Source organism: Vibrio sp. 1249-1 (assembly GCF_033340495.1).
On sequence record NZ_JAWOWJ010000001.1, the window covers coordinates 18,725 to 44,183 of the forward strand.

The window sequence follows — 25,459 nt, forward strand, 5'->3', positions numbered from 1 at the left end:
ACATAATTGATAAGTACTATGATCAAACGCTCTCTTTTACGTCGTATTCTTACAGCCACCGCGTTATTGACGGTGTCTTCTACTGGCTTTGCTGCCGAAAAACTCAGTATTGGTATTACGCTACAACCTTATTACAGCTATGTTAAAGCCGTTGTTGGTGAGAAGGCGGACATCATTCCTTTGGTTGATGCTGGTTTTAATCCTCACAACTATTTGCCACAACCTAATGATCTTAAGCGCTTAAATGAAATGGACGTAATAGTGATCAATGGTATTGGTCATGACGATTTTGCACTGAAAGTGATCAAGGCTTCTCAGCGTGATGATCTCGTGGTTATCGAAGCGAACAAAGAAGTGCCTTTATTGCCCGCTATGGGGCAGTCTGTTGGTCAAGGAGCAGTGAACCCTCACACCTTTGTCGGTCTATCAACAACCATTCAAAAGGTTTACACCATCGCGAGTGAGCTAAGCCAATTGGACCCAGACAATGCTACGTTCTATCGCCAAAATGCTCGTAAATACGCGAAAACATTTCGCCTGATGAAGCGTGATGCAATGTTGTCTCTTGGTGAGTTGGACACGGCTGGTATGAAGGTGGCGACAACCCACAATGCTTACGGATATATCCTTCAGGAGTTTGGTGTTGACGTTGCCGCTGTCATTGAGCCTGCTCATGGTGTAGAACCAAGTGCAAGTCAGCTACAGGAAACGATAGCGAAAATTCGTGAATCGGGCATTGATGTGCTGTTTTATGAGCTCAATATGCCGAATCGCTTTGTTGATACCATCGAAGAGGCGACTGGGGTGCAGCTTTATCGCTTTTCTCACATGACTCACGGTGAGTATGAGGCTGATAAAGTCGAGGTTGAGATGCGAGATAATGTGGAAACACTAATCGAAGCCATGAAATTTGTGGCGAGTAAGCGAGCAGGGGAAAAGGCGTAATGACTGGACCTTCCGTTTCCTTAAGTAACGTGGGCCTAAAATACGCCGACAATATCATTTTGCAGAACATCAGCGCCGAATTCGAGAACGCGAAATGTCACGTGATTATGGGACCGAATGGCGGTGGTAAAACCTCTTTGCTTCGTTCGGTACTTGGACTCACGCCATTTTCGGGAAACATAGCGCTCAATTGGCCAGAACCATCAGCTGCATCGGGGAAGATAGGGTATGTGCCACAAAAAGCGATGTTTGAAGCAAGCCTCCCGTTAACCGTGATGGATTTTGTACTGCTTAACCAAACTCGTATCCCTCTATTTTGGCGACGTAAAACGAAACAAACTCAACATGCCCTGGCCCAGCTGGATCGCGTGGGTATGGCAACGCGTTGCGATCGTCGTATGGGGCAACTCTCTGGCGGTGAGCAACAGCGTGTTTTGTTTGCGCAAGCTTTACTGGATGAGCCCAATTTATTGGTTTTAGACGAACCTACAACTGGTATGGATGAGCAAGGTGTTCGATATCTTGAAGGTTTGATTCATGAAGTCGTTGGAGAAGGCAAAACGGTACTGGCAGTGCACCATGACGTGACCGCAGTGCGCCGTTTAGATGCGCAGGTCCATGTTGTAAATCGTCAAATTGTGGCGTCAGGTCACCATTCAGATGTGCTAAGCCCTGATCGTATAGAAACATTATTCAAGCACTACACAGCAAAAGTGGAGGCTGCATAATGGATTGGTTGCGAGAGTTAGCGGTTAGCGGCGTTGAAGCTGGATGGTTAAGCGATAGCTTTTCTTATGCTTTCATGGTGAACGCAATCGTGGCAGCGCTGATATTAGGACCATTACTTGGTGGTCTTGGTACATTAGTCATCGCCAAGCGACTGGCTTTTTTCTCTGAAGCGGTTGGGCACGCTGCGCTTACCGGAATCGCGATTGGTGTGTTGCTCGGTGAGCCGCCAGAGAATCCGATCATCGGATTGTTTAGCTTTTGTATGATTTTTGCGCTGTTGCTTCACTTTGTTCGTAATCGTACGAATGTACCTTACGACACACTGGTTGGGGTTTTTCTTGCACTAGCGTTAGCGGTTGGTGCTGCACTGTTAATGTACGTTGCTCGCAAGATCAACATTCACATCTTGGAGAACGTGTTGTTTGGCTCGATCTTGACTGTGACGGACAACGATATCCTTATTTTAGCGATCAGTTGTTTGATCATATTACTGCTTCTTATTCCAACGTTTAACCGCATTTTGCTAACTTGTATCAGCCCGGATATTGCACGTGTACGCGGCTTTAATACCAGCTTTTATGATTACTTATTTGTCATGATGATCACCTTGGTCACCATCGCCGCGGTAAAGATTATTGGCGCGGTATTGGTTGGTGCATTGCTACTGATTCCTGGTGCAACGGCTAGGTTATTGACTAAACGCATGAGCAGTTTCGTTCTCCTTTCTTCTTTATTGGCAACCATTGCGTGTTTAGTAGGAACCATACTGCCGATGGAGCTTGAGCTACCAGTGCCATCAGGCGCATCCATCATCATTGTTTCTGCGGCATTTTTCCTAACAGCAACGGTTTACCGAATTATCCAAAAAGCGTAACCCTTTTTATAAAGTAATGAACATGAAGATAAAAAAATTAGCGATAACTTTTGGTTTGGTTATAGCGACAACACTTCCATCGTTGGCAAGCGCCAAAGACATTTTAACCAGCACTCCCGTCACGTACATGTTGTCTGAGCAACTCATGAAAGGTACAGGGATAGAGACTCAGTATCTGCCTCCAAAGCGTTACGGCGTTGAGCGTCTTGAAAACTGGTTCGCAAATAAAGGTACAGAGCAAGTTAAGCAAGCGGGTCAAGCCGCGACGGTTGCTATTACTCTTGGTGCGATTTGGAAACAAGACCCGACTTATGTTTACGCTCGACAGGGCAACATTCACTTGATTGAAATCGATGCATCGCAGGCCATTTCTCCTAGAGCTCAAGGAGTTGCAGTACTGACATTGGAAAACGGGTCAACATCGAAGTACGCGTGGCTTAACCCTACAAACTTAATCCGAATGGCGGGTATTGTTGGAGAGGATCTACAACGTGTATATCCTGAACACCAAAAGACGATTCAAACGAATCAACAGGCTCTTATGCTCAATGTGCGTGAACTGATCAACCAACAACAGGCAGAGATCTTCGATAAAGGCATCGATTCAGTGGTACTGATGAGTGAGTCATTAGAGGACTTTGCCTCTGGCAACCAATTGTTTGTGGTTGGGCGCGAATTTAAGCCGGAACTCGAGTGGACAGAAGAAGACAAATTATCTTTAAAAGCTCAGTTTGAACAAGATAAAACGCTATGGTTGGTGACGGATAAACGACCGTCGAAAACCTTGACATCGCTTATTAAACCGAGTCGTATACTGCAAATTGATGTTATTGACCGCTGGGGCAGTAAGGGTATCAAAACTGAGAAGCCACTCGCACGTTGGGAGATGTGACACGTAAAAAGCCACAGATTTTATGATGGGGAATGAAAAGTTCCCTATTTTTTTGTGACTCAGTTCAAAATGTGAACATTAATACCACTGGTTGCATAAGAAAGTGTTTGTTTCATTTCTATTTCATTACTACTTTGTTATGTGTTCGTTGCGATTGATTCGGATTTAATCTGTTTCTAAGCGAACCGGTACAAACAACTATACGGATGTTAACAATGAAAATGAAAACTCTAGCCGTTGCAGTGGCGGCACTAGCATGTGGTTCACAGGCCTTCGCAGCAGAAGTTTACAACAGCGATGGTACATCTTTATCGATCGGCGGTCACGTTTCAGTTGGCGTGGGTGAGTATTTCGAAGAAGATGTAAAAGTTCACCAAGTGTCTCCACGTATTAACGTTGCGGGTAAGAAAGACATTGGCAACGGTATTACTATCGACGCTAAAGGTGAATGGGCGCTTAACTACCTAAACGGTGGCGAGCAATCGTTCAAAACTCGTCTAGGTTACATCGGTGCTACTCATGAGCAGTTTGGCCGTTTAGTAGCAGGTACTCAATGGTCACCTTACTACGATGTCGCTGGCGTTGCGGATCTACCAATCGCGTTTGCGAACGACTTTTTGTACGACAACCACGGCAACCTAGGCTCAGCTCGTGCTGATAAAATGCTTAGCTACCGTAAAGGTTTTGAATTTGGTGAAGGTTTTGCTTTCAACCTAGGTCTAGGTTGGCAAGGTGAGCAAACTTCAGATGCAACAACATACGAGCAACGTGGTCAAGTTGCATTGAGCGGTTCTGTAGCTGGCTTTGGTCTAGGCTACGTATACAGCGGTGGTGATGTTAAAAACGCGACTCTAGGTACTAAGAACGCTGAATCACACCTATTCTCTGTAAACTACGGTCAGTACGGTTCAGGTCTATACGCAGCGGTAGTATACGGTATGAACGAGTACTTCTACCAAATGCGTAAAGACACTTCTCAACTTGAAGCTCTTTTGGCATACGGCGTAAACGATTGGACATTCAGCGTTAACTACGAAGGCGTAGAAGACGAAGAAGACAATAAGACAGTTTCAAGCGAAACTGCGCTACAAGCAGAGTACGCTGTAACTCCTGCTTTCGTAACGTTTGCAGCTTACCAGTTTGATCTAGGTAACGACTACAACAATGAAGAGAACGACTACTGGACTCTAGGTGCTCGTTACTACTTCTAATAAATAGGCCAGTTTCTACTGCCTAAACACATTTATTGTGTTAACGCCTACTCGTTGTGAGTAGGCGTTTTTCTTTCTGCTATCCTTTGGCTATAAGAGACGCTAGTCATTCTGTGCTTAGGTAACCCCACTCTTTGTTTAGAGAGTGCGTCTATAAAAAATGCCCGCAACTTGCGGGCATTTTTGTTGTTAGAAGAGATGCAGTTCTATTAATACGCTTATTTTTTATCGAGTAAATCGAGGAAGAAGGCATACTCTAGCGCATCTTCTTTTAAGCGCTTAAATCGACCAGATGCGCCGCCGTGTCCGGCTTCCATATCGGTTTTGAACAACAAGACGTTATCGTCTGTCTTCATTTCACGAAGTTTGGCGACCCACTTCATTGGTTCAAAGTACTGTACTTGAGAGTCGTGCAAGCCAGTCGTTACCAACATGTTCGGGTAGTTTTGCGCCTTGATGTTGTCGTAAGGCGAGTAACTCAACATATAGTCATAGTATGTTTTGTTATTTGGGTTACCCCATTCATCATACTCATTGGTGGTCAATGGAATCGATTCATCGAGCATGGTGGTTACCACGTCCACAAACGGAACATGTGCACCGATACCGCGGTACAGTTCTGGTGCTTGGTTGATGATTGCCCCCATTAAGAGACCTCCTGCAGAGCCACCAACAGCGAAGACTTTATCTTTCGCGCCGTAGCCTTGTTCAACCAAACCTTTAGTCACATCAATAAAGTCGTTGAATGTGTTTTGCTTGGTTAGTTTTTTACCGTCTTCATACCAAGGGCGGCCAAGCATTTCAGATCCACGAATATGAGCAATGGCGTAAACAAAGCCGCGATCCAATAGACTCAAACGTGTCGAGCGGAAAGTTGGCTCAATGGTTGCGCCATAAGATCCATAACCATATTGGTAGAGTGGATTCGTACCATCTTTCTTAAATAAGTCTTTACGATACACCAAAGAAACGGGTACTTCTTTACCGTCACGGGCTGTGACCATGATGCGTTCTGATTGGTAATTGTCAGGATTAAAATCACCAAGTACAGGTGTTTGCTTCATGATTTCTGACCCGCCCGTTTTTAGATCGAAATTGTAGTAGGTTCCTGGAGTGGTTAAACTGCTGTAATAAATACGAACTTTCTCGTTATCCAGCTCTAGGTTACCTGTCAAATAGGCAGCAAACGCATCGTCATTAAATGTGAGGGGGAATTCTTTTCCTGTTGAAAGCTGACGTACAGTGACGCTTGCTAGTCCGTTAGAGCGCTGCTCATAGACGATGTGATCATCGAATAACTCGAAGTCGACAAGTTGAGTGTTGTCGTCTGCGGCAATCACATCTTGCCATTTAGAGCGGTCATGCATGTCATTTTGATGAACTTTCATCAAACGGAAGTTGACGGCTTGATAGTTAGTATAAATGTAGTACCAATCGCCTAGCTTAGAAATACTGTATTCAATGCCATCTTCACGAGGATAGAACGGTTTCGCCTTTGCTTTAGGGTTGTTCGCATCAATGATAGAGACCCCCCTGGTTTCTGTACTCGAATGCCAGATATAAATATCTTCGCCATCTTTGCTTTTGCTTAGTGAGGTGTAATAGGCGCTGTCGGTTTCCTCAAAAATCAGCTCATCGCTGCTTTGTGGTGTGCCCAATACATGACGATAAACTTGGTAGCCCAATAAGGTCTGTGGATCTTTTTTGATGTAGTAAAAGGCGTTGTTATCGTTCTGCCATGCGACAGCGCTTGAGGCCCCTTCGATTTCATCTTGTAGGTAATTGCCTGTTGTCAGGTCTTTGATCTTAAGGGTGTACACGCGGCGGCTTAATGTGTCTTCGCCATACGCCAATAAGTTTTCATTCGGACTAACGTATAGGCCGCCGATACTGAAAAATTCATGTTCTTTTGCTAGTTCATTGACATCTAAAATGATTTGTTTGTCTTTGCCTGCAAAGTCTTTAGCTCGCAAATGGACTTCGTACTCGTTATCTCCGGTCACTTCACTGGAGTAGAAGTAGTTTCCTTTACGAACAGGTACTGAGTTGTCGTCTTTTGCGATACGCCCTTTAATTTCTTCAAATAGCGTATCTTGAAATGTTTCAGTGTGCTTTAGAACGGTTTCTGCGTACAGATTTTCTTTCTCTAGGTGCTGTAAAATTTCAGGGTCTTTACGTTCGTCGTCACGCATCCAGTAGTAGTTATCAACGCGGGTATCGCCATGAATAGTCATCGCGTGAGGGACTTTTTTCGCAACCGGAGCTTGAGTTTGTTGAGCAACGATCTGTGCTTGGGAGTATTGAGTCATGCTGGGGATTCCTTGATTGCTGCATCCGGCGACAAGCGCGACCGAGACGGCCAACGTAGTTAAAGTGAAACGCATCTGATTTTATCCTTATTGTACACCCAAGTGGCCTCATCCTGAGGGCTGGGCTTTCATTTTGTTAGTGGTTTTCAGTTGTCCATTCTTTGTTATGGGGTATACCGAAAAAGTGAGAATCCTCAATATTTCCGAGTTGGATACTCAATTTGAAGGAAGCTGAAAACACATTGTGTAAGCAGCTGTTATTTTTAACAAATATCAATTCGAAAGTTAAATCATTCTCATCGGGAAATCGATATAGTGTGATATGAAAAAAGGGACACACTTGTTGAGTGTGTCCCTTTTGGATTTTGAAAGTAAGCTGATAATGATCAGATAACTTGCGGTACTTCGTTTGAGTGATTGTGTGCTCGATTCACCCACATTAACCCAAGCATTGCAATTACCGACATTACCATCATCAAAATGCCCAAAGGCATCTGGTTATGCGCTGGAAATAGTGACGCGAGCAAAGTTGCGACACCTGCCCCCAAGTTTTGCATGCCACCCAATGTCGCGCCTGCTGTTCCTGCATGGTATGGGAATGGCGCAATCGCTCCAGTTGTTGCTGCTGGGAAGAGAATACCCGCACCCAAAAAATACACGGTTGCGCCTCCAACCAGCGTTAATGCCGTGGTTAAACCAAACAAGCCTGGGATGAGCACAATAGCAGAGCCTACAAAAATAGAGACCAAGCCTACATTTAGAGCACGACGCTCAGAGCGATGTCTTGCGATGTAGCTAGATAAGCCTGCACCCACCAAGTAACCTGGGATCGGCAATATAAACAGCAAACTTACCGTTGTTGCTGGTAATTCTAATACCCCACCTAACAACACCCCAGCCGCCGCTTCGAATACACCCACACCAGCGAATGTTGCAACCAGGCAAATCAAAAAGCCTTGAAAGCGACGGTCAGACAAAACGTGTTTGTAGCTTTTGGCTACTGGTTCGAATTTGCGTTTCTCTTTTGGTAGCGTCTCCATCATGCTTGTCATCATGGTGATCACAACCGCGATAGCAAATAGCGCTAAGAACAAGTAGCTCGACCGCCATCCGAAAGCTTCTGTTAGGTAACCGCCTAATACTGGTGCCATTAACGGTGAGAAAATCACACACATGCTAATTAAGCTGTTTGCTCTGTGTAGATCAGAGCCTTCAAAGCAATCGCGAGTCAGAGTGCGTGACATCGCACCGCCGCAGCCAATACCTAAGCCTTGGATAAAGCTACCAATCAAGAACCATTCAAATTGATGTGCAAATAATGCTACCAGTGTACCCGCGATGTAGATAAGCAGCCCGACGATGATGATCGGTTTGCGTCCCAAGCGGTCCGATAGTGTGCCATACGCAAATTGCGACAAGCCATATGGGATTAGGTAACAAGCCATCACAGCTTGAAGTGATGACGCAGATACCAAAAACTCGCCCGCCATATGACCGATTGAAGGCACGTACATTGTCTGGGTCATTTGACCCACGGCAGTCAATATAGCGATTAAAAAGGTAAGTTTCGCTAATGGAAACGAAGCAGACATTTGCGTATCTCTCCAAAAAATTTAAGACGTAAAAACCCTTAGCGCTCTTTTACAGAGTGCCAACTGAATTCTTGTGTTGCGGGGGTATTTGCGCGAGATAATAGTGCTTGCTTGTATAATTAGCAATCGAAAAGTGTGAAGTTGAGCAAGATAAAAATCTATGATTTCAATTAGAAAAACTAATCCGATTTTGTTTTCAAAAAGCGGTGCATTTCTTTGTCTAATTACGTTAAATTTTTTACTTTTCGTGAATAGAATGAGCCTTATAGGTAACTGGTTTTAATGGTTAAAGTGCAAAAATAAAGCGTCTGCTCGGTTGAGCTGAGTTCACGATGAAACGAGTGAATAAAAGGTAGAGGAAAGCATCAGAAAGAAAAGGGAGCCGAAGCTCCCTTAGAAATGATTATGTCTATTCGCGCTCAGATGCGTATGCGTAAAGCATTTCTAGTGCGATGGTTGCTCCCGCTAGTGCGGTAACATCACTGTGGTCGTATGGAGGCGATACTTCGACAACATCCATACCCACGATATTCATGCCGGCTAAACCACGAATAATTTTCAGCGCTTTGTCTGAGTTCAAGCCACCACAAACTGGTGTACCAGTTCCCGGTGCGAAGGCCGGGTCTAAGCAGTCGATGTCAAAAGTGACATATATTGGCTTGTCTGCGACGGTGCGACGAATTTCTTCTAGGATCTCGTTCACCGACATGTCATTCGCTTGCATCGCATTAATCACATTGAAGCCGTGATCTTGCTGTTTGTACTCCGTACGAATGCCGATTTGTATTGAGTTCTTCGCTGAGATCAAACCTTCTTTCGGCGCATGGTAGAACATCGTACCGTGGTCGTATGAACTGCCATTTGCATAGGTGTCCGTATGAGCATCAAAGTGAATCAAAGCCATTTGGCCATGATGCTTCGCATAGGCACGCAGGATAGGTAGCGTAATGAAGTGGTCACCGCCCAATCCCAACATGGTTTTACCACTTTTTAGAATTTCACTGGTTGCCGCTTCAAGGCGGTAAGTAAAATCTTCCGCATCACCGCAATCGAACACGAGATCACCTGCGTCGATCACTTTCAGTTTATCCAATACGTTGAAGCTCCAAGGGAACTTCTTACCTTCCCATGCCAAGTTGACTGAGGCACGGCGAATTGCATCTGGACCCATACGCGCACCTGGACGACCAGATGTTGCCATGTCCAGAGGGACTCCCAACACCACAACGTCTGCGTCTGCCGATACCGGGTTACGAATGTACGGCAGACGTAAAAACGACATAGAGTTGGAGTAAAGCGAATAATCAGTTTTAGTAAACAAATCATTCATATCAGAAGTCCTCTAAATAGGTGTATCCTGCTAGACCTTGTTCTAGTTCTGCTAGGATTTGTGCTTGTTCATTGGCTTCAACTCGCTGTGAAACCAATTGTTTATAATTGTCACGAATCGCATCCACGTCGATATGAACGTAGCGCATCATGTCTTCTACACTATCACCTTCGTTGATGTAACTGATCTCAAATTGACCGTGTTCATCAACATTGACTACAGCACTGTGGGTATCACCAAATAGGTTGTGCATGTCACCAAGGATTTCTTGGTATGCGCCTACTAGGAAAAAGCCCATTAAGTACGGTTTGTCTTTGCTCCAAGCTGGTACAGGTAGCGTGCTCTCGATGCCTTGACCATCAACGTAGTGATCGATCGCGCCATCAGAGTCACATGTGATGTCCAACATCACTGCACGACGCTCTTCCGCCTCGCCCAGACCAGAAAGTGGCAGAACAGGGAACACCTGATCAATACCCCAAGCATCTGGTAGAGATTGGAAGAGAGAGAAGTTCACGAAGAACTTATCCGCAAGACGTTCGCTCAACTCGTCCAGAATCGGACGGTGGAAGCGATTCTTAGTGCTCATCTTGCGGCTTAATTCGAAGTAAATGCGCAGTGACAATTGTTCTGCCCACGCACGTTGTTCCAAGTTAAGCACGCCTGTAGCAAATTGAGAGTGCACTTCTGCCAAATCACTTTGGGTATCATTGTAAATCTCAATTAACGCACGAGCGTCTGTACCATCTTGTAAGTTTTCCCAGTTTCGCCACATGTTTTGTAGCAACAGCGGAGCGTCCTCATCAAGCTCATGTACTTCTTCCGGTAGGTACGACTCGGTACCAATTACGTTAGAAATCAATACAGCGTGGTGCGCTGTTAGCGAGCGACCCGATTCCGAAATGATCACTGGCATTGGTTGTTCGTATTGCAGACACACATCGCCCACAGTGTTGACGATATTACGTGCGTATTCTGCAAGTCCGTAGTTCATCGAATTCGATGATTGGCTGCGTGTGCCGTCATAATCCACTGCCAAGCCGCCGCCCACATCGAAGTACTCGATGTTTGCACCGAGTGCGCGTAGTTCGCAGTAGAAACGTGCAGACTCGTTCACACCATTGCGTACATCACGGATGTTTGCCATCTGTGAACCAAGGTGGAAGTGAACCAGTTGCATCGCGTCTAGGTTGCCTTCGCGTTTAAGACGTTCAATAACGCTAAGCACTTGCGATGCTGATAAACCAAACTTCGATTTTTCACCGCCACTTGCTTGCCATTTCCCTGCGCCTTGAGAGGCGAGGCGAATGCGTAAACCAAGGCGCGGTTTTACGCCCAAACTTTTCGCTTCTTCTAGTACCAGATCCAGCTCAGAAAGCTTCTCTAATACGATGAATACCTTGTGACCCAGCTTTTCACCGATCAGTGCAAGACGCACATACTCACGGTCTTTGTAGCCATTACACACGATCACGGAGCTACCTTGTTGAGCCAATGCAAGTACCGCCAACAATTCTGGCTTGCTACCCGCTTCAAGACCAAGCTGCTTGGTTTCTAGTTGAGCTTGGCTCGCTAGAATTTCATCCACCACTTCACGTTGTTGGTTTACTTTAATTGGGTACACCAACAAGTATTTGTTTGGATATTGGTATTCTTCAATTGCTTGGTTGAATGCGTGGCAAATACCATGCACACGTTGGTGCACGATTTGCGGGAAGCGTACTAATACAGGCAGATTTAACTGCTTCGCTTCTAGCTCATTTACAATAGCGCTGAAAGGGATTTGATGTGCACGATCACTACGTGGTGATACATATACTTCGCCTTGGTCATCAATGCCGTAGAAACCTTGGCTCCAGTAGTGAACGTTGTAGTCCGCGCGGATGCGGTCTAATTTAGTTGCTTTTTCCAACTCGATTCTCACAAAAATGTACTTAACTCCTTAATTAATTAGAAGGAAAAGTACAAAAAAGCAAATCATGAGGTATTTACCTCATACCCTGACACGAACTCCGTGTGCGCGCATTAACGGATAAAAGGGCCCTTGAGTCTAATGATTAAAATCTATCATCTCGATTATGATTTGTTGTCGTCGCTACGTGTGAATATTTGTTTACCGAAGCGTCCATTCTGCTGTTATAGTTGGTCTGACCAGTAAGGATTCGGTCATGAAGCATCTCACTAAAATAAGGACATATTTTGCAGCTGCACAGAATTCAGGGGTACATTCAGACCATGTATCTCGCCGAATATCCCGATAAATTATTGTTGCTTGATGGTGCCAGTCGAGCAGACATTCCTCATCTTAAAGACTTTATTGAACATCAACTCCATCGTCCTTTTTCTGACCTAAAGTTGGTTGTTGTGACCCACATGCATCCAGACCATGCTGGTGGTGCGCACAAACTACGTGATTTAACAGGATGTAAGCTATTGGCCGCAAAGCGAGAGAGCCAGTGGTATAGCGGTGTAGACGGTTGGCTAATGCATTTGACCGATTTAATGTTAGCACGCTGGATGGCGAATCGGATGCGTAAACCAAAGCAAAACCTTTGGTATTCCCGCAAGTTAAATCCAGATATTGAACTTATTGATGGAGAGTTTATTCCTGGATTTGATGATTGGCAGGTGCTAGAAACGCTTGGGCATACCGACCGAGATCTGTCGGTTTATCATTCTGAACAAGATGTGCTGTATGTGGCGGATTTAATGGTGCAGGTGAAAAAGCATCTGATTGCGCCGTTTCCCATATTTCATCCGAATCAATATCGGCAATCATTAAAGCGTGTGTTTGAGATGAATCCGCAATGTTTGCTTCTGGCACATGGGGGAGAGGTGACTTTGGATGAAAAAGCGTATCAGCACATTTTGAATACAGCGCCGACTAAGCCAATGACGCACTGGCGAGTGACAAAAGTTAAAGCGAAGGGATTGTTGTTTGCGTTATTTCGTAGGAAGTAGGCTGAGATAAAGCCAGACGAGTGATGCTCAACAAAAACGTTCGATCACTCATCTGAAGCTACGGGGTTAAGATGCCAATAAGTGAGATTGGCTAGGATCAACGAGCACTTTGTCTGCCATACCCTGACGACCTAACAACATCATGTAAGTCATTTTTTCACGGTTAGTCAACGTAATGTCGATTGGCCATTGTTGGTCGCCCATACGCAGCATCGTTGTGATCACGCAGCGGTGCTCAAAAGTACCGTTAGAAGATTTAACCTTACGGTTTGCTTTTAGTTTCGCTGTGCAGCGAACCACTTGTTCTAAATGGTATACATCTGGGTGCAAATCGAATGCAACATAAGACTGACCATCTTTTTCAAAGCAATCAATATTGTCTACATGTAATGAAGAGGTTTGAGCGCCTGTATCAATACGCGCTTCAAGGTGAGTAATCCCTAACTCTGGCAAGCAAATAGCTTCGGCATTCCCAATGATCATTTTCTGATTCATAGTGTCATCCTAGCGACGAGTAACAAGAGAGCCGGTTTTTGGCTCTCTTGTGCGTTAAACAAAAATCAACCTTTACCGCGAGTACGGTTTGAATTTGGCTTAGCGTTTTTCTCGATAAAATCGAAGATCATACCTGCAATGTTTTTACCAGTTGCTAGTTCGATGCCTTCTAGACCAGGGGAAGAGTTCACTTCCATTACCACTGGGCCATTTTTAGATTGAAGGATATCCACACCACAAAGGTTCAAGCCCATCACTTTCGCTGCATTTACAGCGGTCGCACGCTCTTCTTTGCTCAAACGCACGAGTTGTGCAGAGCCACCACGGTGAAGGTTAGAACGGAACTCGCCTTCTTTTGCTTGGCGCTTCATTGCGGCAATCACCTTATTACCGACAACAAAACAACGGATGTCCGCGCCTTTTGCTTCTTCGATAAATTCTTGCACCATGATGTTAGCTTTCAAACCCATGAAAGCTTCAATCACGCTTTCTGCCGCTTTATTTGTTTCAGCAAGTACAACACCAATGCCTTGAGTGCCTTCTAGCAATTTAATCACTAGAGGTGCGCCACCAACGTTTTTGATCACGTCCTGAATGTTGTCAGGATGGTGAGCAAAGCCAGTGCGTGGCAAACCGATGCCTTTACGTGATAGCAGTTGTAATGAGCGCAACTTGTCACGAGAGCGGCTGATCGCGACAGATTCGTTGACACAAAATGTACCCATCATTTCAAACTGACGTACAACAGCAGTGCCGTAAAACGTAATAGATGCCCCAATACGTGGAATAACAGCATCGTATTGCGGTAATTCTTCACCCTTGTAGCGGATCTTAGGGTTGTTGCTCGTAATGTCCATATAACAGTGAAGCGTGTCGATCACATCGATTTGATGCCCACGTTCTTCACCCGCCTGTTTTAGGCGCATGGTTGAATATAAATTCTCATTACGAGAGAGAATAGCAATACGCATGGCAATTCCTTAGTAAGTCAGTACCAAATTAAAATATAAGTATAGAGCATAGAATGCAGTAGGCAGGTGATCATGTTATGACATAACCTACTTACTTCAACGATTTAGAATTGTGGTTGAACAACCACGTCGTCAGAGGTGCGCACCTTAGGGCGTTTTTTTGTGAGATGAAAACGAAAAAGCATCGTCGACACGACAAAAATATTTTATCGAACGCTCACGCCTTGCGGTATGAGACTGTCAAGGGTGAGATAAATAAAATTGAGCAAAAATTTCATCGCTTTGTCACGAATTATCGCTTAAAAAAGCGGCCAATTTGACCGCTGTTTTTAGCTGTTTTGATAGTGACTTAAAAAAAGTTCCGCCGTTTGGGTAGCTAACAGCCTAGATTCTTCATTCGACAAAGAGGGGCGAATTCCCATTAACTGCGGCCAGAATGCACTGCCTTTAAGTAAGTTGTGCAATTGAGTGCTTGCTATATGTACATCATCAATTTGCAAAGCGCCACTGTTCGATTTCTCCGTAAGCCAGCGGTACAGGGCGGTTTCCTGTTTCGACATTTGTTCTGCTTGTTCTTTGAGATCTTCTGGCTTAAATAAGAAGTGCCCAAATGCCACTTTTGCCAGCTCAATATAGTTTGGTTCCGTCACCACAATGATCTCGCTGTAGAGTAATTCAATCAATTGATCTTTGAGTGGCAGAGTGGCCAAGCGTTTAATATCGCTTTCCATCATTGACGAACGCCAAAGCTCAGTCAGCAACTCCGTCACGATCGCTTCCTTAGAAGGGAAGTGATTATAGACCGTGCGCTTAGAGACTTGTGCGATTGCAGAGAGCTTATCCATGCTGGTGTTTTGCACCCCAAACTCTTGGAACGCTTGCCTTGCCGCGCACAAGATGGCTTCTCTTTTGGTTTCGCTACGACTTTTTCTTTTTACATTCATAAGCTTGCTAAGTTAAGAAGATCATTCCTTGATCTATTTTACACTAAGTAGTTTACTTTTGATAATTAGAATGTAAACTGCACCGTGTAGTTTACTTTTGTTCGGGTTAACTTTTTATGAAAAAAACTTTGCTAGCCACAGTAGGAGCGTTCGCGATGGGTACATCCATGATTTCTTGTTCTAATGTTGATACTGAAAAAGCGCCAACATACCCGGACAAATTTGCAAATACAGAGTTGGAATACAAAAGCGGTTTGGGCGACATGTTCGAAATCATGAAAGCGTATTTTACGACTGGGCGCCTTAACCCAACACCAACGATTGAAATTCCAGTGCATGCGATCACAGCGCAGCAACTGTTAGAAGAGCAAGATGACGTCATCTATCGTCTGGGTCACTCAAGCGTATTAATGAAGCTCGATGGAAAACTGGTGATGACCGACCCTGTATTCAGTGATCGCGCGTCTCCTGTGAAATGGGCTGGGCCAAAACGTTTTCACAAAACTCCCATCACGATAGAAGATTTGCCAACTATCGATGTGGTGGTGATCAGTCATGACCATTACGATCACCTAGATAAAGCTTCTATTAAAGTGCTAGGCGACAAGGTGGGCACTTTCTTGGTGCCGTTAAAAGTTGGCCAATTACTGGTGAATTGGGGTGTACCCAAAGAGAAAGTGATCGAACTAGACTGGTGGGAGTCACACTCTGTTGACGGCATTGAATATACACTAACTCCGACTCAGCATTTCTCTGGTCGAGGTTTGACAGACCGCGATACGACGCTGTGGGGCAGTTGGGTTATCAATGCACAACAACACAAAGTGTTCTTCAGTGGTGACTCTGGTTACTTCAATGGCTTTAAAGAGATTGGCGAAAAGTACGGTCCGTTTGACTTCACCATGATTGAAACAGGTGCGTACAATGAACTCTGGTCAGACATTCACATGTTCCCAGAGCAAAGCGTTCAAGCACACATCGATGTGCAGGGCAAAGTGATGATGCCGATCCATAACAGCACGTTTGATTTATCAATGCACGATTGGAATGAGCCAATGCAACGCGCGTTAGATATTAGTGAAGAGCGCGGTGTAACGTTAGTGAGCCCTGAGATTGGTCAACGCTTGGCGATTGCGGAGCCTCAGCCTGCTCAGGCATGGTGGCAATAATTGCTGAGCTAAACAGTCAAACACCAGAATAGTTAAGTCACTTATCAGTAGTTACTATTAGTAGTTATGTGGTCAGGGATAAGGATAAAGGTGCGATGAAAGCAAAGTGGACGTTGTTACTTACATTAAGCATTCTGCCTACCTTTGCACTAGCAGGGGTAGAGCAAGATATCTCGACGTTGATAAAACGAGTTGAGCAATCCTCTTGCACCTTTATCCGCAACGGCAAGGCGTACACTAATCAAGAAGCGGCAGAACACATGCGCAATAAATGGGATTACGCCAAAGATGACGTTGATTCCGTGGATGTGTTTATAAAAGAGGTCGCGTCAAAGAGCTGGTTATCTGGCAAACCATATTGGGTAGATTGCCAAGACAAACGCATTACCAGCGAAGAGTGGCTAACATCATTGATGCGCACCACCGATCACATCCAATAACACTTCTTTGATGGTCTGATAGCGCAGAGGTAGAGCACGACTGCGCTTACGAACTAGAAATAGCTCTTCACATACAGTGTTTTTCAGTTGAGCAATGTATAACGTGTCTTTTAGCGGAAAATTGTCGACCGCACTTTGAGGCAGCACGGTGAAGCCAAGTCCTTTGCTGACAGGTAGCAAAATTTGGCTCAATTGATTTACGTAGCCGGATAATGGTAAATCGCTCATCTTAATTTCTTGGAGCTGTGGTTCTTCACACTGGTCAAAAAACAGCGTCATGTAATGCTCGGCATCAGGGTGGCTAATGACACCACAGTCATGCAAGAGTTGTGGCGTTATCTGCTTATTTTTATAATGCTTTGGCAGAACCAAGCACAACCTCTCTTTACCAATTCGCTCACTGTGAAACAGACCTTTGTTGGGAACATCAGTCACGATACCAATATCGATGTGCCCTTGCGTTATGGCGTTGAGAATAGATTGATTTGGCGCGGCTTCTAAATGTAACGATAAGCTCGGGTGCTGTTTTTGCTTCTCCAAAATGGGCCCATACAACATTAACGCCATTGCACCAGAACAAGCCAGTTTACAGTGGCCTGAAAACGCATCATCAAAACTGAGCTCTTCGAGCAGCTTCTTCTCTCTATCTTCTAACTCGAGCGCATATGCGTAGACAATCCTGCCTTGTTCGGTTAATTCGAAGCTTTTGTTTTCGCGCTTGATCAAGGCATGCTGACAACTTTGCTCTAATTTTTTGATGTGTTGGCTGACGCCAGGCTGAGTCATAAAAAGTTTTTCTGCCGTTTGCGTAAAATGACCGACTTCAATCAATGTCTTAAATGTATGTAACCAAACAGGATTAAGCATAGTGTGTGATTTTCTGAGAGCTTTGTTGGGAGACGTAAAGAAAATGATAGCACGGTGTTTTATGAAAACAGAGAAGACTTAAACGATAAAGATGAATCTTTATCAATACATTACAGACAAAATAAAACCCCGCCTGGTTTCCCAGACGGGGCTTATTCTTTTTCGCAGCAATCCAGCTACTAATAGGTGCTCCCTGCATCTATCCTTGATTGTGGCTAAATCCTTTAACCGAGTTCCTTGTTCATCGCCTTCCTAGCGGTGTCCATTCTTGCCTATCATCCTGACGGGCGAACTCTATCCTAGAGCTTAACTACATCCTTGCTGACAACTCATCCTAAGTTATCAAATCTTCATCCTGAAGATACCCAATCCTTTAGGCTTTTTTCCTGTTCCCGCCAACATCCTGTCGACAAATTGAGTATTGATGTTTTGCGGATTTGACTCAATTAACTTTTCTAAATTATTTTTACTGATTATTTTAAGTGAATTTAAATATTACTTTTAAATCATATATTTAATGTTTTTTCTGGCATTGCTCTTAGAGGTGATTAATCTATTTGCTTACAACTCTTGTAAGAGATCTCGCACAAGTTTGGTGGTGAATGTATTAATGTGCGCTTTTTGTTCCGAGTTCTGTGGATTGAACTGGATCACAATGCGTTAAAAGGGAGACGATAAAGATGAAAGTGAATTGATCTTGAGTAGAGATTTGTTTGAAAAGAAATAAAAATTCTTGCGGTTTTTATAAACAGTATGGTAAATCTGAAATGCCCACCTTGTTAATCCTTATTAAGATTCAATGACAGTATAAGTAGGGAACTTGATTGCCATTTTTCTGTCATATCTGGTGAGTAAGTTAACTGTGTCAGATAGATAATATGCCGTTTGCCAGTAAAAACAGGCTGCAAGAAATCGGTAATTATCATTATGTTGTGAAATTGGTCACGGTTAAATGATTGATTCCCTTATAGATTGAAGGGGATACGACCTTAGACAATAAGCTCCATGAGGAGCGTTACTTATATAAGATGAGGGACTTTACTATGAAAAAGACTAGAAGAGCTCAGCTACATCGTGTGCGTATTCAATACTGGAAAGACACGAAAGACGCACCAGCTAAAAAATCATAGTTAATTATACCTAAAGGCACGAGCTGGCTGTGGAACGCAGTTTCCCGTTGATTGCCAGCTCAAAAACGCCACAATCACTCCGCGCAACTTCCCAAGCACCCTAATTTACTATCACATTCTTCAAAAAATAAAAAAGCCAGTCTCAAGACCAGCTTTCTCTACCATTTATTGAGCTCTGCGTATTACAGGTTGCCCTTTAGTTACAGGTAGTTGGCGTCAACTAGTTCGCCCGCTTGCGCGCTTTTCACTTCTGGGCGTGCTTCTAACCATTTGATAACTTGCGCTTTCTGTTCTTCAGTCGCACTGCCGTAACGGTCAGTAGAACATAGGAAGCCTTCAAACAGTTCTAGACCACCGCCACCGAAGCAAAGACCAAGCTCGTCAATGTAGTCGATAAAGTCATCAACGAATGCATCGTAACGGTCGAAGTCGTTAATGTCTGTTTCACAGCTGATCTCGAAACCTAGGATTGCGAACTCACCTAAGAACAGCTTTTTACGGATACGACGGCTCTTGTTATCGATCTTGTCTAATTTCATGATTATCTCTCGTAGATGATTTGATTTCGTACACCTTATACCTTCTATCACACTTTAGCCCAAGTAAAATCAGAATGAAGCGATACAGTTGGTGATTATGTGACCAGAATTTAATTGCTTCGTTAGCTGTGTTGGTTTAGTTTGCAGTATTGTTGAAACACAAGTTTCATATGTTTTAAGCACTTTTGTCATTTTTCTTATCCAAACTTCTTGCCGTTCAACTAATCACTTATTTATTAATTAAACTATAAGATCGGGAAAGTAAAAATGAGCAAGGAAACCTTTGACGCGACGCGTTATAACCAAAGTGAAAACAAACCATTTGAAGAAGTATTAGAAGCGAGCCTATCTCGACGCAGCATTCTGAAAGGTGGTTTAGGTATCAGTGCGATGACAGCGTTTGGTGCTTTCGGATTGGCTGGTTGTAACTCGTCTGACTCAGGGAGTACAGTAAGCAGTGGTTCGGGCGCATCTAAAGCCGTTCTTAACTTTGAATCTATCCCTGGCTCACTCACTGACGCAGTTTCAATTCCACAAGGCTACACCGCACAAGTACTAGTACCTTGGGGAACACCACTTAATGCACAAGGCAGCGCATGGCAAAATGATGGTACCAACACCGGTACCGATCAGTTAAATGCGCTAGGCATGCACCATGACGGCATGCATTTTTTCCCATTGAACGATAGCACTACAGATGGCTTGCTATGTATTAACCACGAGTACATCGACACATCAGCACTGCATCCAAACGGTCCGACGGTTGAAAATGGCGTACGTACCATTGTAGATGAAGTGCGCAAAGAGATTAACGCGCACGGTGTATCAGTGGTTCGCATTCAACTGGAAGACAACATGTGGAAGTTGGTTGATACCGACCTACTAAACCGTCGTTATACTGGTGCGACAGTCATGGATTTGTCTGGCCCGGTAGCCCACACATCTTTAACTGTCACTCGTTTCTCACCAGATGGCAGCCAAGCGCGTGGTACGTTAAACAACTGTGGCAACGGCTACACGCCGTGGGGCACGTACTTAACGTGTGAAGAGAACTGGCCAGGTTACTTTGTTAACGCCGGGACTCGTACAGAAGAGCAAGATCGCATTGGTGTCGATGACCAAAGCACTCGTTACCTATGGGAGACATTAGCAGGAAATGCAGAAGAGCGTCTTGATGAGTTCTCTCGCTTTAATGTGGCTCCAACAGGAGCAAGTGCGATGGATGATTACCGTAATGAAGCCAATGGTCACGGTTACATTGTCGAGATTGACCCTTACACGCAAAACTCACGTGCGAAGAAACGTACTGCGCTAGGTCGTTTCCGTCACGAGGGCTGTACTTTCGGTAAGCTTGAAGAAGGCAAACCAGTGGTATTTTATTCTGGTCACGATTCTCGCTTTGAATACCTATACAAATTTGAATCTGCGGCAGCGTGGGATCCAGCAGATGCTAACCCTGATAACCGCTTGGCGATGGGTGACAAGTACATGGACGAAGGCACACTGTATGTGGCGCGCTTCAATGAAGACAGCACAGGTACTTGGTTACCATTAACGCTTGATAGCGTAACAACCGCTGGTGGTACATTAGCGGATCACTTTGATTCACTGGCTGAAATTATCATCAATACTGCGGGTGCGGCGGATTTAGTTGGGGCAACACCAATGGATCGACCAGAGTGGTGTACGGTTGATCCATTCACGGGTTCAGTATATTTAACATTGACGAACAATACGCGCCGTACAGATGAAACCAATCCTGCGAATCCACGTTTAAATAATAAGTTTGGTCATGTTATTCGTTGGGATGAAGGTGCTTCAGCAACTGACTTTACTTGGGATATCTTTGTGTTTGGTTCGCCAGCAAATGGTGATGCAGATACCAACCGTTCTGGCTTGAATGAGTTAAACCAGTTTGCGAGCCCAGACGGATTAGCGTTTGATGGCCGTGGTATTTTGTGGATTCAAACGGACAACGGCGCAGATGAAGTCACGTCTTACACCAATGATCAAATGTTGGCTGTTGTGCCATCTAAGCTAACAGATGAGAATGGTGATCAAGCTGTGATTGGTGCGGATAATCAAGCTGAATTGAAACGCTTCTTTGTCGGACCAAATGGTTGTGAAGTAACAGGCTTTACCATCAGCCCTGATTACAAATCATTGTTTGTGAATATTCAGCACCCAGGTAACTGGCCATACAGTGAAGATGCAGCCGAAGAAACGCCTGCTGGTGTTTCTGTGCGCCCACGAGCGGCGACAGTGGTTATTCGCCGTGAAGACGGTGGAGAGATTGCAGTTTAATCTCTAAATGAATAAACACCTTAAAATTCAAGCCCTGCAATTGCAGGGCTTGATGGTTTAGGCGAATGCCTAGTTGCACTTTATACCTAGACAACAGGCTTAGCTTTTCAATGAACCGCCTGAAGTGCGAATCACATCTTGATACCAGAAGAAGCTCTTCTTACGTTTACGTTCTAACGTACCTTGACCATCGTTGTGGCGATCAACGTAGATGTAACCGTAACGTTTGCTCATTTCAGCGGTTGAGTTCGCGACCAAATCGATTGGTCCCCAACTGGTGAAGCCCATCAGCTCAACGCCATCCAAAATTGCTTCATGTGCTTGTACAAGATGGTCATTCAAGTAAGCGATGCGGTAATCATCTTGAATCTCACCGTTTTCATCGATTTCATCACGCGCACCTAGGCCGTTTTCTACGACGAACAGTGGCTTTTGGTAGCGGTCGTGAAGGAAGTTCAGCAGAACACGTAGGCCTTTTGGATCGATCAGCCAGCCCCATTGGCTCTTTTCAAGGTATGGGTTTGGTACGCTATCGACGATGTTACCCACTTCTTTCTGTTTCGGATCCGCACTTGCACAGCCGCTTGCGTAGTAGCTGAATGAGATGAAATCGACACTCGCAGACGCAATTTCTTCTAAGTCGCCTGCTTCCATCTGAATTTCAATGCCGTTTTCGCGGAAGTAACGCTTCATGTAGCCAGGGTACTGACCACGTGTTTGTACATCACCGAAGAACAACCACTTGTTGTTTTCATGCATGGCAGCAAGCACGTCATCAGGGTTACAGGTGTATGGGTAGTTGATTGCGCCAAGCAGCATGTTACCAATCTTGCCGTTTGGTACGATGTGCTGACACAGTTTTACCGCTTTTGCGTTGGCGACTAGTTGGTGGTGAATCGCTTGGTAAATCTCTTGTTCACTGGCGTCTTCTTGCAAACCAACACCAGTAAATGGTGCGTGCAGTGACATGTTGATTTCGTTGAACGTTAACCACAGCTTCACTTTGTCTTTGTAGCGTTCCAGCACAGTGCGAGCATAACGTTCGAAGAATTCGATGACGCGACGATCGCCCCAACCGCCATAGTTCTCGACCAGTGCGTAAGGCATTTCGTAGTGAGATAATGTCACGAAAGGTTGGATGTCGTGCTCGGCAAGTTCGTCAAAAATTTTATCGTAGAACGCCAAACCTTCTTCGTTAGGTTCTAGCTCGTCACCGTTCGGGAAGATGCGGCTCCATGCCAAAGATAGGCGCAGACAGTTAAAGCCCATCTCTTTGAATAGCGCAATGTCTTCTGGGTAGCGATTGTAGAAGTCGATCGCCACGTCTTTTATACCCGGCGTACGTTCTTCACGGGTTTGATGCGGACTCAAAATACCGTTTGGCAGCATGTCTGATGTCGATAACCCTTTACCCCCAAGGTTGTACGACCCTTCTACTTGGTTTGCAGCAATGGCACCGCCCCAAAGAAAATGTTCAGGAAACTTAATCATGTTTCTCACTCTTTATCGTTCGGAAGTTATTCGTTTTATTTGCTTGAGAATAGTGTAGGTCAAGGAGGGATTCTTGTATCGAGATCGTGTTTTTCTCAAACAGCGGGGATGCCTAGTTCTAATGATGATTTTGTAATCAATATCAACCTAGGCTGATTTGAACAATAAAGTGAAAGTCAGCCCATTTTGTTCATTCTTATACACGGTAATTTGTCCGTTCATATCACGCATATTGTTGGCCGTAATTGCTAAACCTAGCCCCAATCCTTCACCAATTTTCTTTGAGGTTTGGAAGGGTTCGAACATGGATTCAAGCATCTCATCCGATACGCCGCAGCCATTATCACTGACGATCAGTTCGACCTGATTGCCGGTTGGATTGACGATTAAGTTGAGCTGCGGGTTGGTGGTCTTGTTCATTGCGTCTAGCGCATTCGAGACAAGATTACCGAGCACCTGAAGCAGTCGTTGTTCTTCACCCATGATATTAGGTAAGTCATGAGGAACCCGAACACGCACATCCACCTTGTCTAATTGAGATTGATAAACGCGTAAGGTCTCTTCGAGTGCGGAGGTAAGAGAAATCGCTTGTAGGCTTTCTGGCTTGTTGTAGGCGAACGTCTTTAACTGGCTAGTCATGCTTGCCATGCGATCAATCAGCTTCTGCACCAAAACATTGTTGGCTTTCATCATTTCGGTTTCGCCACGTTCTGCTAACAGTTCGTTTGTTGTAAGCAGGGTACGCAAGCCTGTCAGTGGCTGATTGAGCTCATGAGTAATCGCGCTCGACATGCGACCCAAGGCGGCCATTTTGCTCGATTCAATTAATTGGCTTTGCGCTTCTTTTAGCGCTTGAGTACGCTCTTCTACCCGCTGTGCCAGCTCTTGGTTTATTTGTTGCAGCGATTGTTCGGCTTTTTTCCGTTTGCTGATGTCGATGATCGTCGCAAGGAAATACTGCTCGCCATGCCAAGGGAAACTGGTCAGCGAGAACAAGACAGGGAAGACACTACCGTCACTACGTCTGGCAATAGTTTCGACCGTGCTGATCTCTGCGAGCTCTTTATGTTTAGGTAAGTCCTTGAGCAACTTAAGTGTGGTGGAATTAGGATTGCCTGCATCGAATAACTCCCAAGCAAAAGCATGTCGATTGACGCTTTCTGGTAAACAGAACAAACGCTTCGCCATTGGGTTGAGATCGAACAGTTGCCCTTGTTCATCAATCAATAGCAAACCAACGTGGGTCTTATTGATCATCTGTTTCAAGCGGCGTTGGGACTCTTCCAACAGAGCTTGAATTCGTTGTTGGTTGATGTGCTTTTGGCGACGTTGTAGACCAATGATGACAAGTAATACAACCAACAAGAGCAGCGCCGCTACGCTCCAACCAATCACGTTGATGGTTTGTTGAATCGGCTTAGAAGGGGTGAGGTAGCTGACGTACCAATTCAAATCATCCAATTTAACGGTGTGCGCAAAATAGCGTTGCTGGTTGAGCGTCCACACACTGATATTGGTGTTGTCGTATAAGCGTTGCGTTTCTAACTGAACGGTGTTGCTTGGTTCGTTAAACCAGTCTGCGTTATAAAGCGAGCTGCTTGATAGGAAAAAGCGTTGTTTACGATTCTGCAACGTGATGATGTCTTGGCTAGTAATGGTCTGTTCGGTTAATAAGCTAAGGTTGATTTGCACCACCACAATGCCAGCGATATCTAGACCATCGTAGATAGGGGCTGCAAGATAATACAACGGGCTCGAACCTTTGGTTTTGTTCACCAAGGAAACACCGCCGCCTTGATTGTGAATTTGTTCCACAATGGCTTTTCGGTCAGACAGGCTAAAGCGCTCTTCGATCAAACTTGAGACCAATACTTCGCCAGAGTTAGACAGGATTAGCCAACCTTCCGTATTGGCGGCTTTATCGAGTTGAGTCAGCTGGGTTTGCAACGGCTCGTAATAAGTCAGATTCCCTTTCACAAAAGCGATGGTTTCTGGGTTATTGGTGACGAGGTAAGGTAAGTGGTAGAAGCGTTTAAGTGCACGACGAACTTCACCAATATAGTCGAGCAGCTTTTGTTGAGCTTCGGTTTGAGTTTGTACACTTAACCACTGACGAGCCACTTCTCTACTGGCGCTATAACAAGACAACATCAGCACTGCCGCAATTGCGACCACAAGCCATGTTTTGCCATTCCTTTTGCGCTGCATACCGACTCCATTCAGCTAGTGCGTTCTCACCAACAGTCATTAAAGAGTGCGCCTAACT

20 protein-coding genes are annotated in these 25,459 nt (G+C 44.8%); 9 read left to right on the plus strand and 11 right to left on the minus strand.

The window, feature by feature from the left end:
* Window positions 1-18 precede the first annotated feature (18 nt).
* From R7Z50_RS00110 to R7Z50_RS00130, 5 genes are all read left to right on the plus strand, one after another.
* Window positions 19-945, plus strand: coding sequence for a metal ABC transporter solute-binding protein, Zn/Mn family (locus R7Z50_RS00110; RefSeq protein WP_042523415.1), 927 nt, complete (start codon window positions 19-21; stop codon window positions 943-945).
* Window positions 945-1,673, plus strand: coding sequence for a metal ABC transporter ATP-binding protein (locus R7Z50_RS00115; protein WP_025768067.1), 729 nt, complete (start codon window positions 945-947; stop codon window positions 1,671-1,673). The genes R7Z50_RS00110 and R7Z50_RS00115 overlap by 1 nt, the downstream gene beginning before the upstream one ends.
* On the plus strand, window positions 1,673-2,548 hold the full coding sequence (locus tag R7Z50_RS00120) for a metal ABC transporter permease (RefSeq protein ID WP_025768066.1): 876 nt from the start codon (window positions 1,673-1,675) through the stop codon (window positions 2,546-2,548). Before R7Z50_RS00115 ends, R7Z50_RS00120 begins: the two co-directional genes overlap by 1 nt.
* Before the next feature lie 22 nt (window positions 2,549-2,570).
* Window positions 2,571-3,440, plus strand: a complete 870-nt coding sequence (locus R7Z50_RS00125; protein ID WP_025768065.1) for a metal ABC transporter solute-binding protein, Zn/Mn family — start codon at window positions 2,571-2,573, stop codon at window positions 3,438-3,440.
* A gap of 215 nt (window positions 3,441-3,655) precedes the next feature.
* The gene (locus R7Z50_RS00130; RefSeq protein WP_017635534.1) at window positions 3,656-4,651 is read left to right on the plus strand and encodes a porin; all 996 of its coding nucleotides are present in this window, start codon (window positions 3,656-3,658) and stop codon (window positions 4,649-4,651) included.
* A gap of 218 nt (window positions 4,652-4,869) precedes the next feature.
* Here R7Z50_RS00130 and R7Z50_RS00135 read toward each other — a convergent pair whose 3' ends face one another.
* The 4 genes from R7Z50_RS00135 to speA form a co-directional block, all read right to left on the minus strand.
* Complete coding sequence (locus R7Z50_RS00135) at window positions 4,870-7,035, minus strand: S9 family peptidase (RefSeq protein WP_318148781.1); 2,166 nt, start codon at window positions 7,033-7,035, stop codon at window positions 4,870-4,872.
* 311 nt (window positions 7,036-7,346) lie between these two features.
* On the minus strand, window positions 7,347-8,552 hold the full coding sequence (gene emrD / locus R7Z50_RS00140) for a multidrug efflux MFS transporter EmrD (protein WP_213867529.1): 1,206 nt from the start codon (window positions 8,550-8,552) through the stop codon (window positions 7,347-7,349).
* Window positions 8,553-8,961: 409 nt separating this feature from the next.
* A complete protein-coding gene (gene speB, locus R7Z50_RS00145) occupies window positions 8,962-9,882 on the minus strand; it encodes an agmatinase (protein ID WP_053307121.1) in 921 nt (306 codons plus the stop codon).
* A gap of 1 nt (window position 9,883) precedes the next feature.
* Window positions 9,884-11,794 (minus strand): arginine decarboxylase, encoded by a 1,911-nt coding sequence (gene speA, locus R7Z50_RS00150; RefSeq protein ID WP_031778854.1) that lies wholly within the window; start codon window positions 11,792-11,794, stop codon window positions 9,884-9,886.
* 323 nt (window positions 11,795-12,117) lie between these two features.
* Between speA and R7Z50_RS00155 the strand changes: the two genes are divergently transcribed.
* The gene (locus R7Z50_RS00155; protein ID WP_005384195.1) at window positions 12,118-12,843 is read left to right on the plus strand and encodes an MBL fold metallo-hydrolase; all 726 of its coding nucleotides are present in this window, start codon (window positions 12,118-12,120) and stop codon (window positions 12,841-12,843) included.
* A 66-nt stretch (window positions 12,844-12,909) separates the two neighbouring features.
* On the opposite strand, the gene R7Z50_RS00160 is transcribed toward R7Z50_RS00155, so the two are convergent.
* The 3 genes from R7Z50_RS00160 to R7Z50_RS00170 form a co-directional block, all read right to left on the minus strand.
* Entirely contained in the window at window positions 12,910-13,338 is a 429-nt protein-coding gene (locus R7Z50_RS00160) for an ATP-dependent zinc protease (RefSeq protein WP_005384193.1), read from the minus strand.
* Window positions 13,339-13,403: 65 nt separating this feature from the next.
* Entirely contained in the window at window positions 13,404-14,309 is a 906-nt protein-coding gene (gene rimK / locus R7Z50_RS00165) for a 30S ribosomal protein S6--L-glutamate ligase (RefSeq protein WP_005374224.1), read from the minus strand.
* 329 nt (window positions 14,310-14,638) lie between these two features.
* Window positions 14,639-15,253, minus strand: coding sequence for a TetR/AcrR family transcriptional regulator (locus tag R7Z50_RS00170; RefSeq protein ID WP_025768062.1), 615 nt, complete (start codon window positions 15,251-15,253; stop codon window positions 14,639-14,641).
* Between the two features lie 155 nt (window positions 15,254-15,408).
* Between R7Z50_RS00170 and R7Z50_RS00175 the strand changes: the two genes are divergently transcribed.
* Together R7Z50_RS00175 and R7Z50_RS00180 are read left to right on the plus strand one after the other, a co-directional pair.
* Window positions 15,409-16,422, plus strand: coding sequence for an MBL fold metallo-hydrolase (locus R7Z50_RS00175; protein ID WP_206970467.1), 1,014 nt, complete (start codon window positions 15,409-15,411; stop codon window positions 16,420-16,422).
* A gap of 95 nt (window positions 16,423-16,517) precedes the next feature.
* The gene (locus tag R7Z50_RS00180; protein WP_025768060.1) at window positions 16,518-16,862 is read left to right on the plus strand and encodes a DUF5329 family protein; all 345 of its coding nucleotides are present in this window, start codon (window positions 16,518-16,520) and stop codon (window positions 16,860-16,862) included.
* Here the strand turns inward: R7Z50_RS00180 and R7Z50_RS00185 are convergent.
* Together R7Z50_RS00185 and R7Z50_RS00190 are read right to left on the minus strand one after the other, a co-directional pair.
* Complete coding sequence (locus R7Z50_RS00185) at window positions 16,830-17,729, minus strand: LysR family transcriptional regulator (protein WP_206970451.1); 900 nt, start codon at window positions 17,727-17,729, stop codon at window positions 16,830-16,832. The genes R7Z50_RS00180 and R7Z50_RS00185 overlap by 33 nt on opposite strands.
* 1,330 nt (window positions 17,730-19,059) lie before the next feature.
* Window positions 19,060-19,398, minus strand: a complete 339-nt coding sequence (locus R7Z50_RS00190) for a YggL family protein (protein WP_005374208.1) — start codon at window positions 19,396-19,398, stop codon at window positions 19,060-19,062.
* Between the two features lie 267 nt (window positions 19,399-19,665).
* Here R7Z50_RS00190 and R7Z50_RS00195 point away from each other — a divergent pair, with 267 nt between their 5' ends.
* Window positions 19,666-21,702, plus strand: coding sequence for a PhoX family phosphatase (locus R7Z50_RS00195; protein WP_318148782.1), 2,037 nt, complete (start codon window positions 19,666-19,668; stop codon window positions 21,700-21,702).
* A gap of 99 nt (window positions 21,703-21,801) precedes the next feature.
* Here R7Z50_RS00195 and R7Z50_RS00200 read toward each other — a convergent pair whose 3' ends face one another.
* Complete coding sequence (locus tag R7Z50_RS00200) at window positions 21,802-23,193, minus strand: glycoside hydrolase family 1 protein (protein ID WP_318148783.1); 1,392 nt, start codon at window positions 23,191-23,193, stop codon at window positions 21,802-21,804.
* Window positions 23,194-23,340: 147 nt separating this feature from the next.
* On the minus strand, window positions 23,341-25,401 hold the full coding sequence (locus R7Z50_RS00205) for a sensor histidine kinase (protein ID WP_318148784.1): 2,061 nt from the start codon (window positions 25,399-25,401) through the stop codon (window positions 23,341-23,343).
* Between the last annotated feature and the right edge of the window lie 58 nt (window positions 25,402-25,459).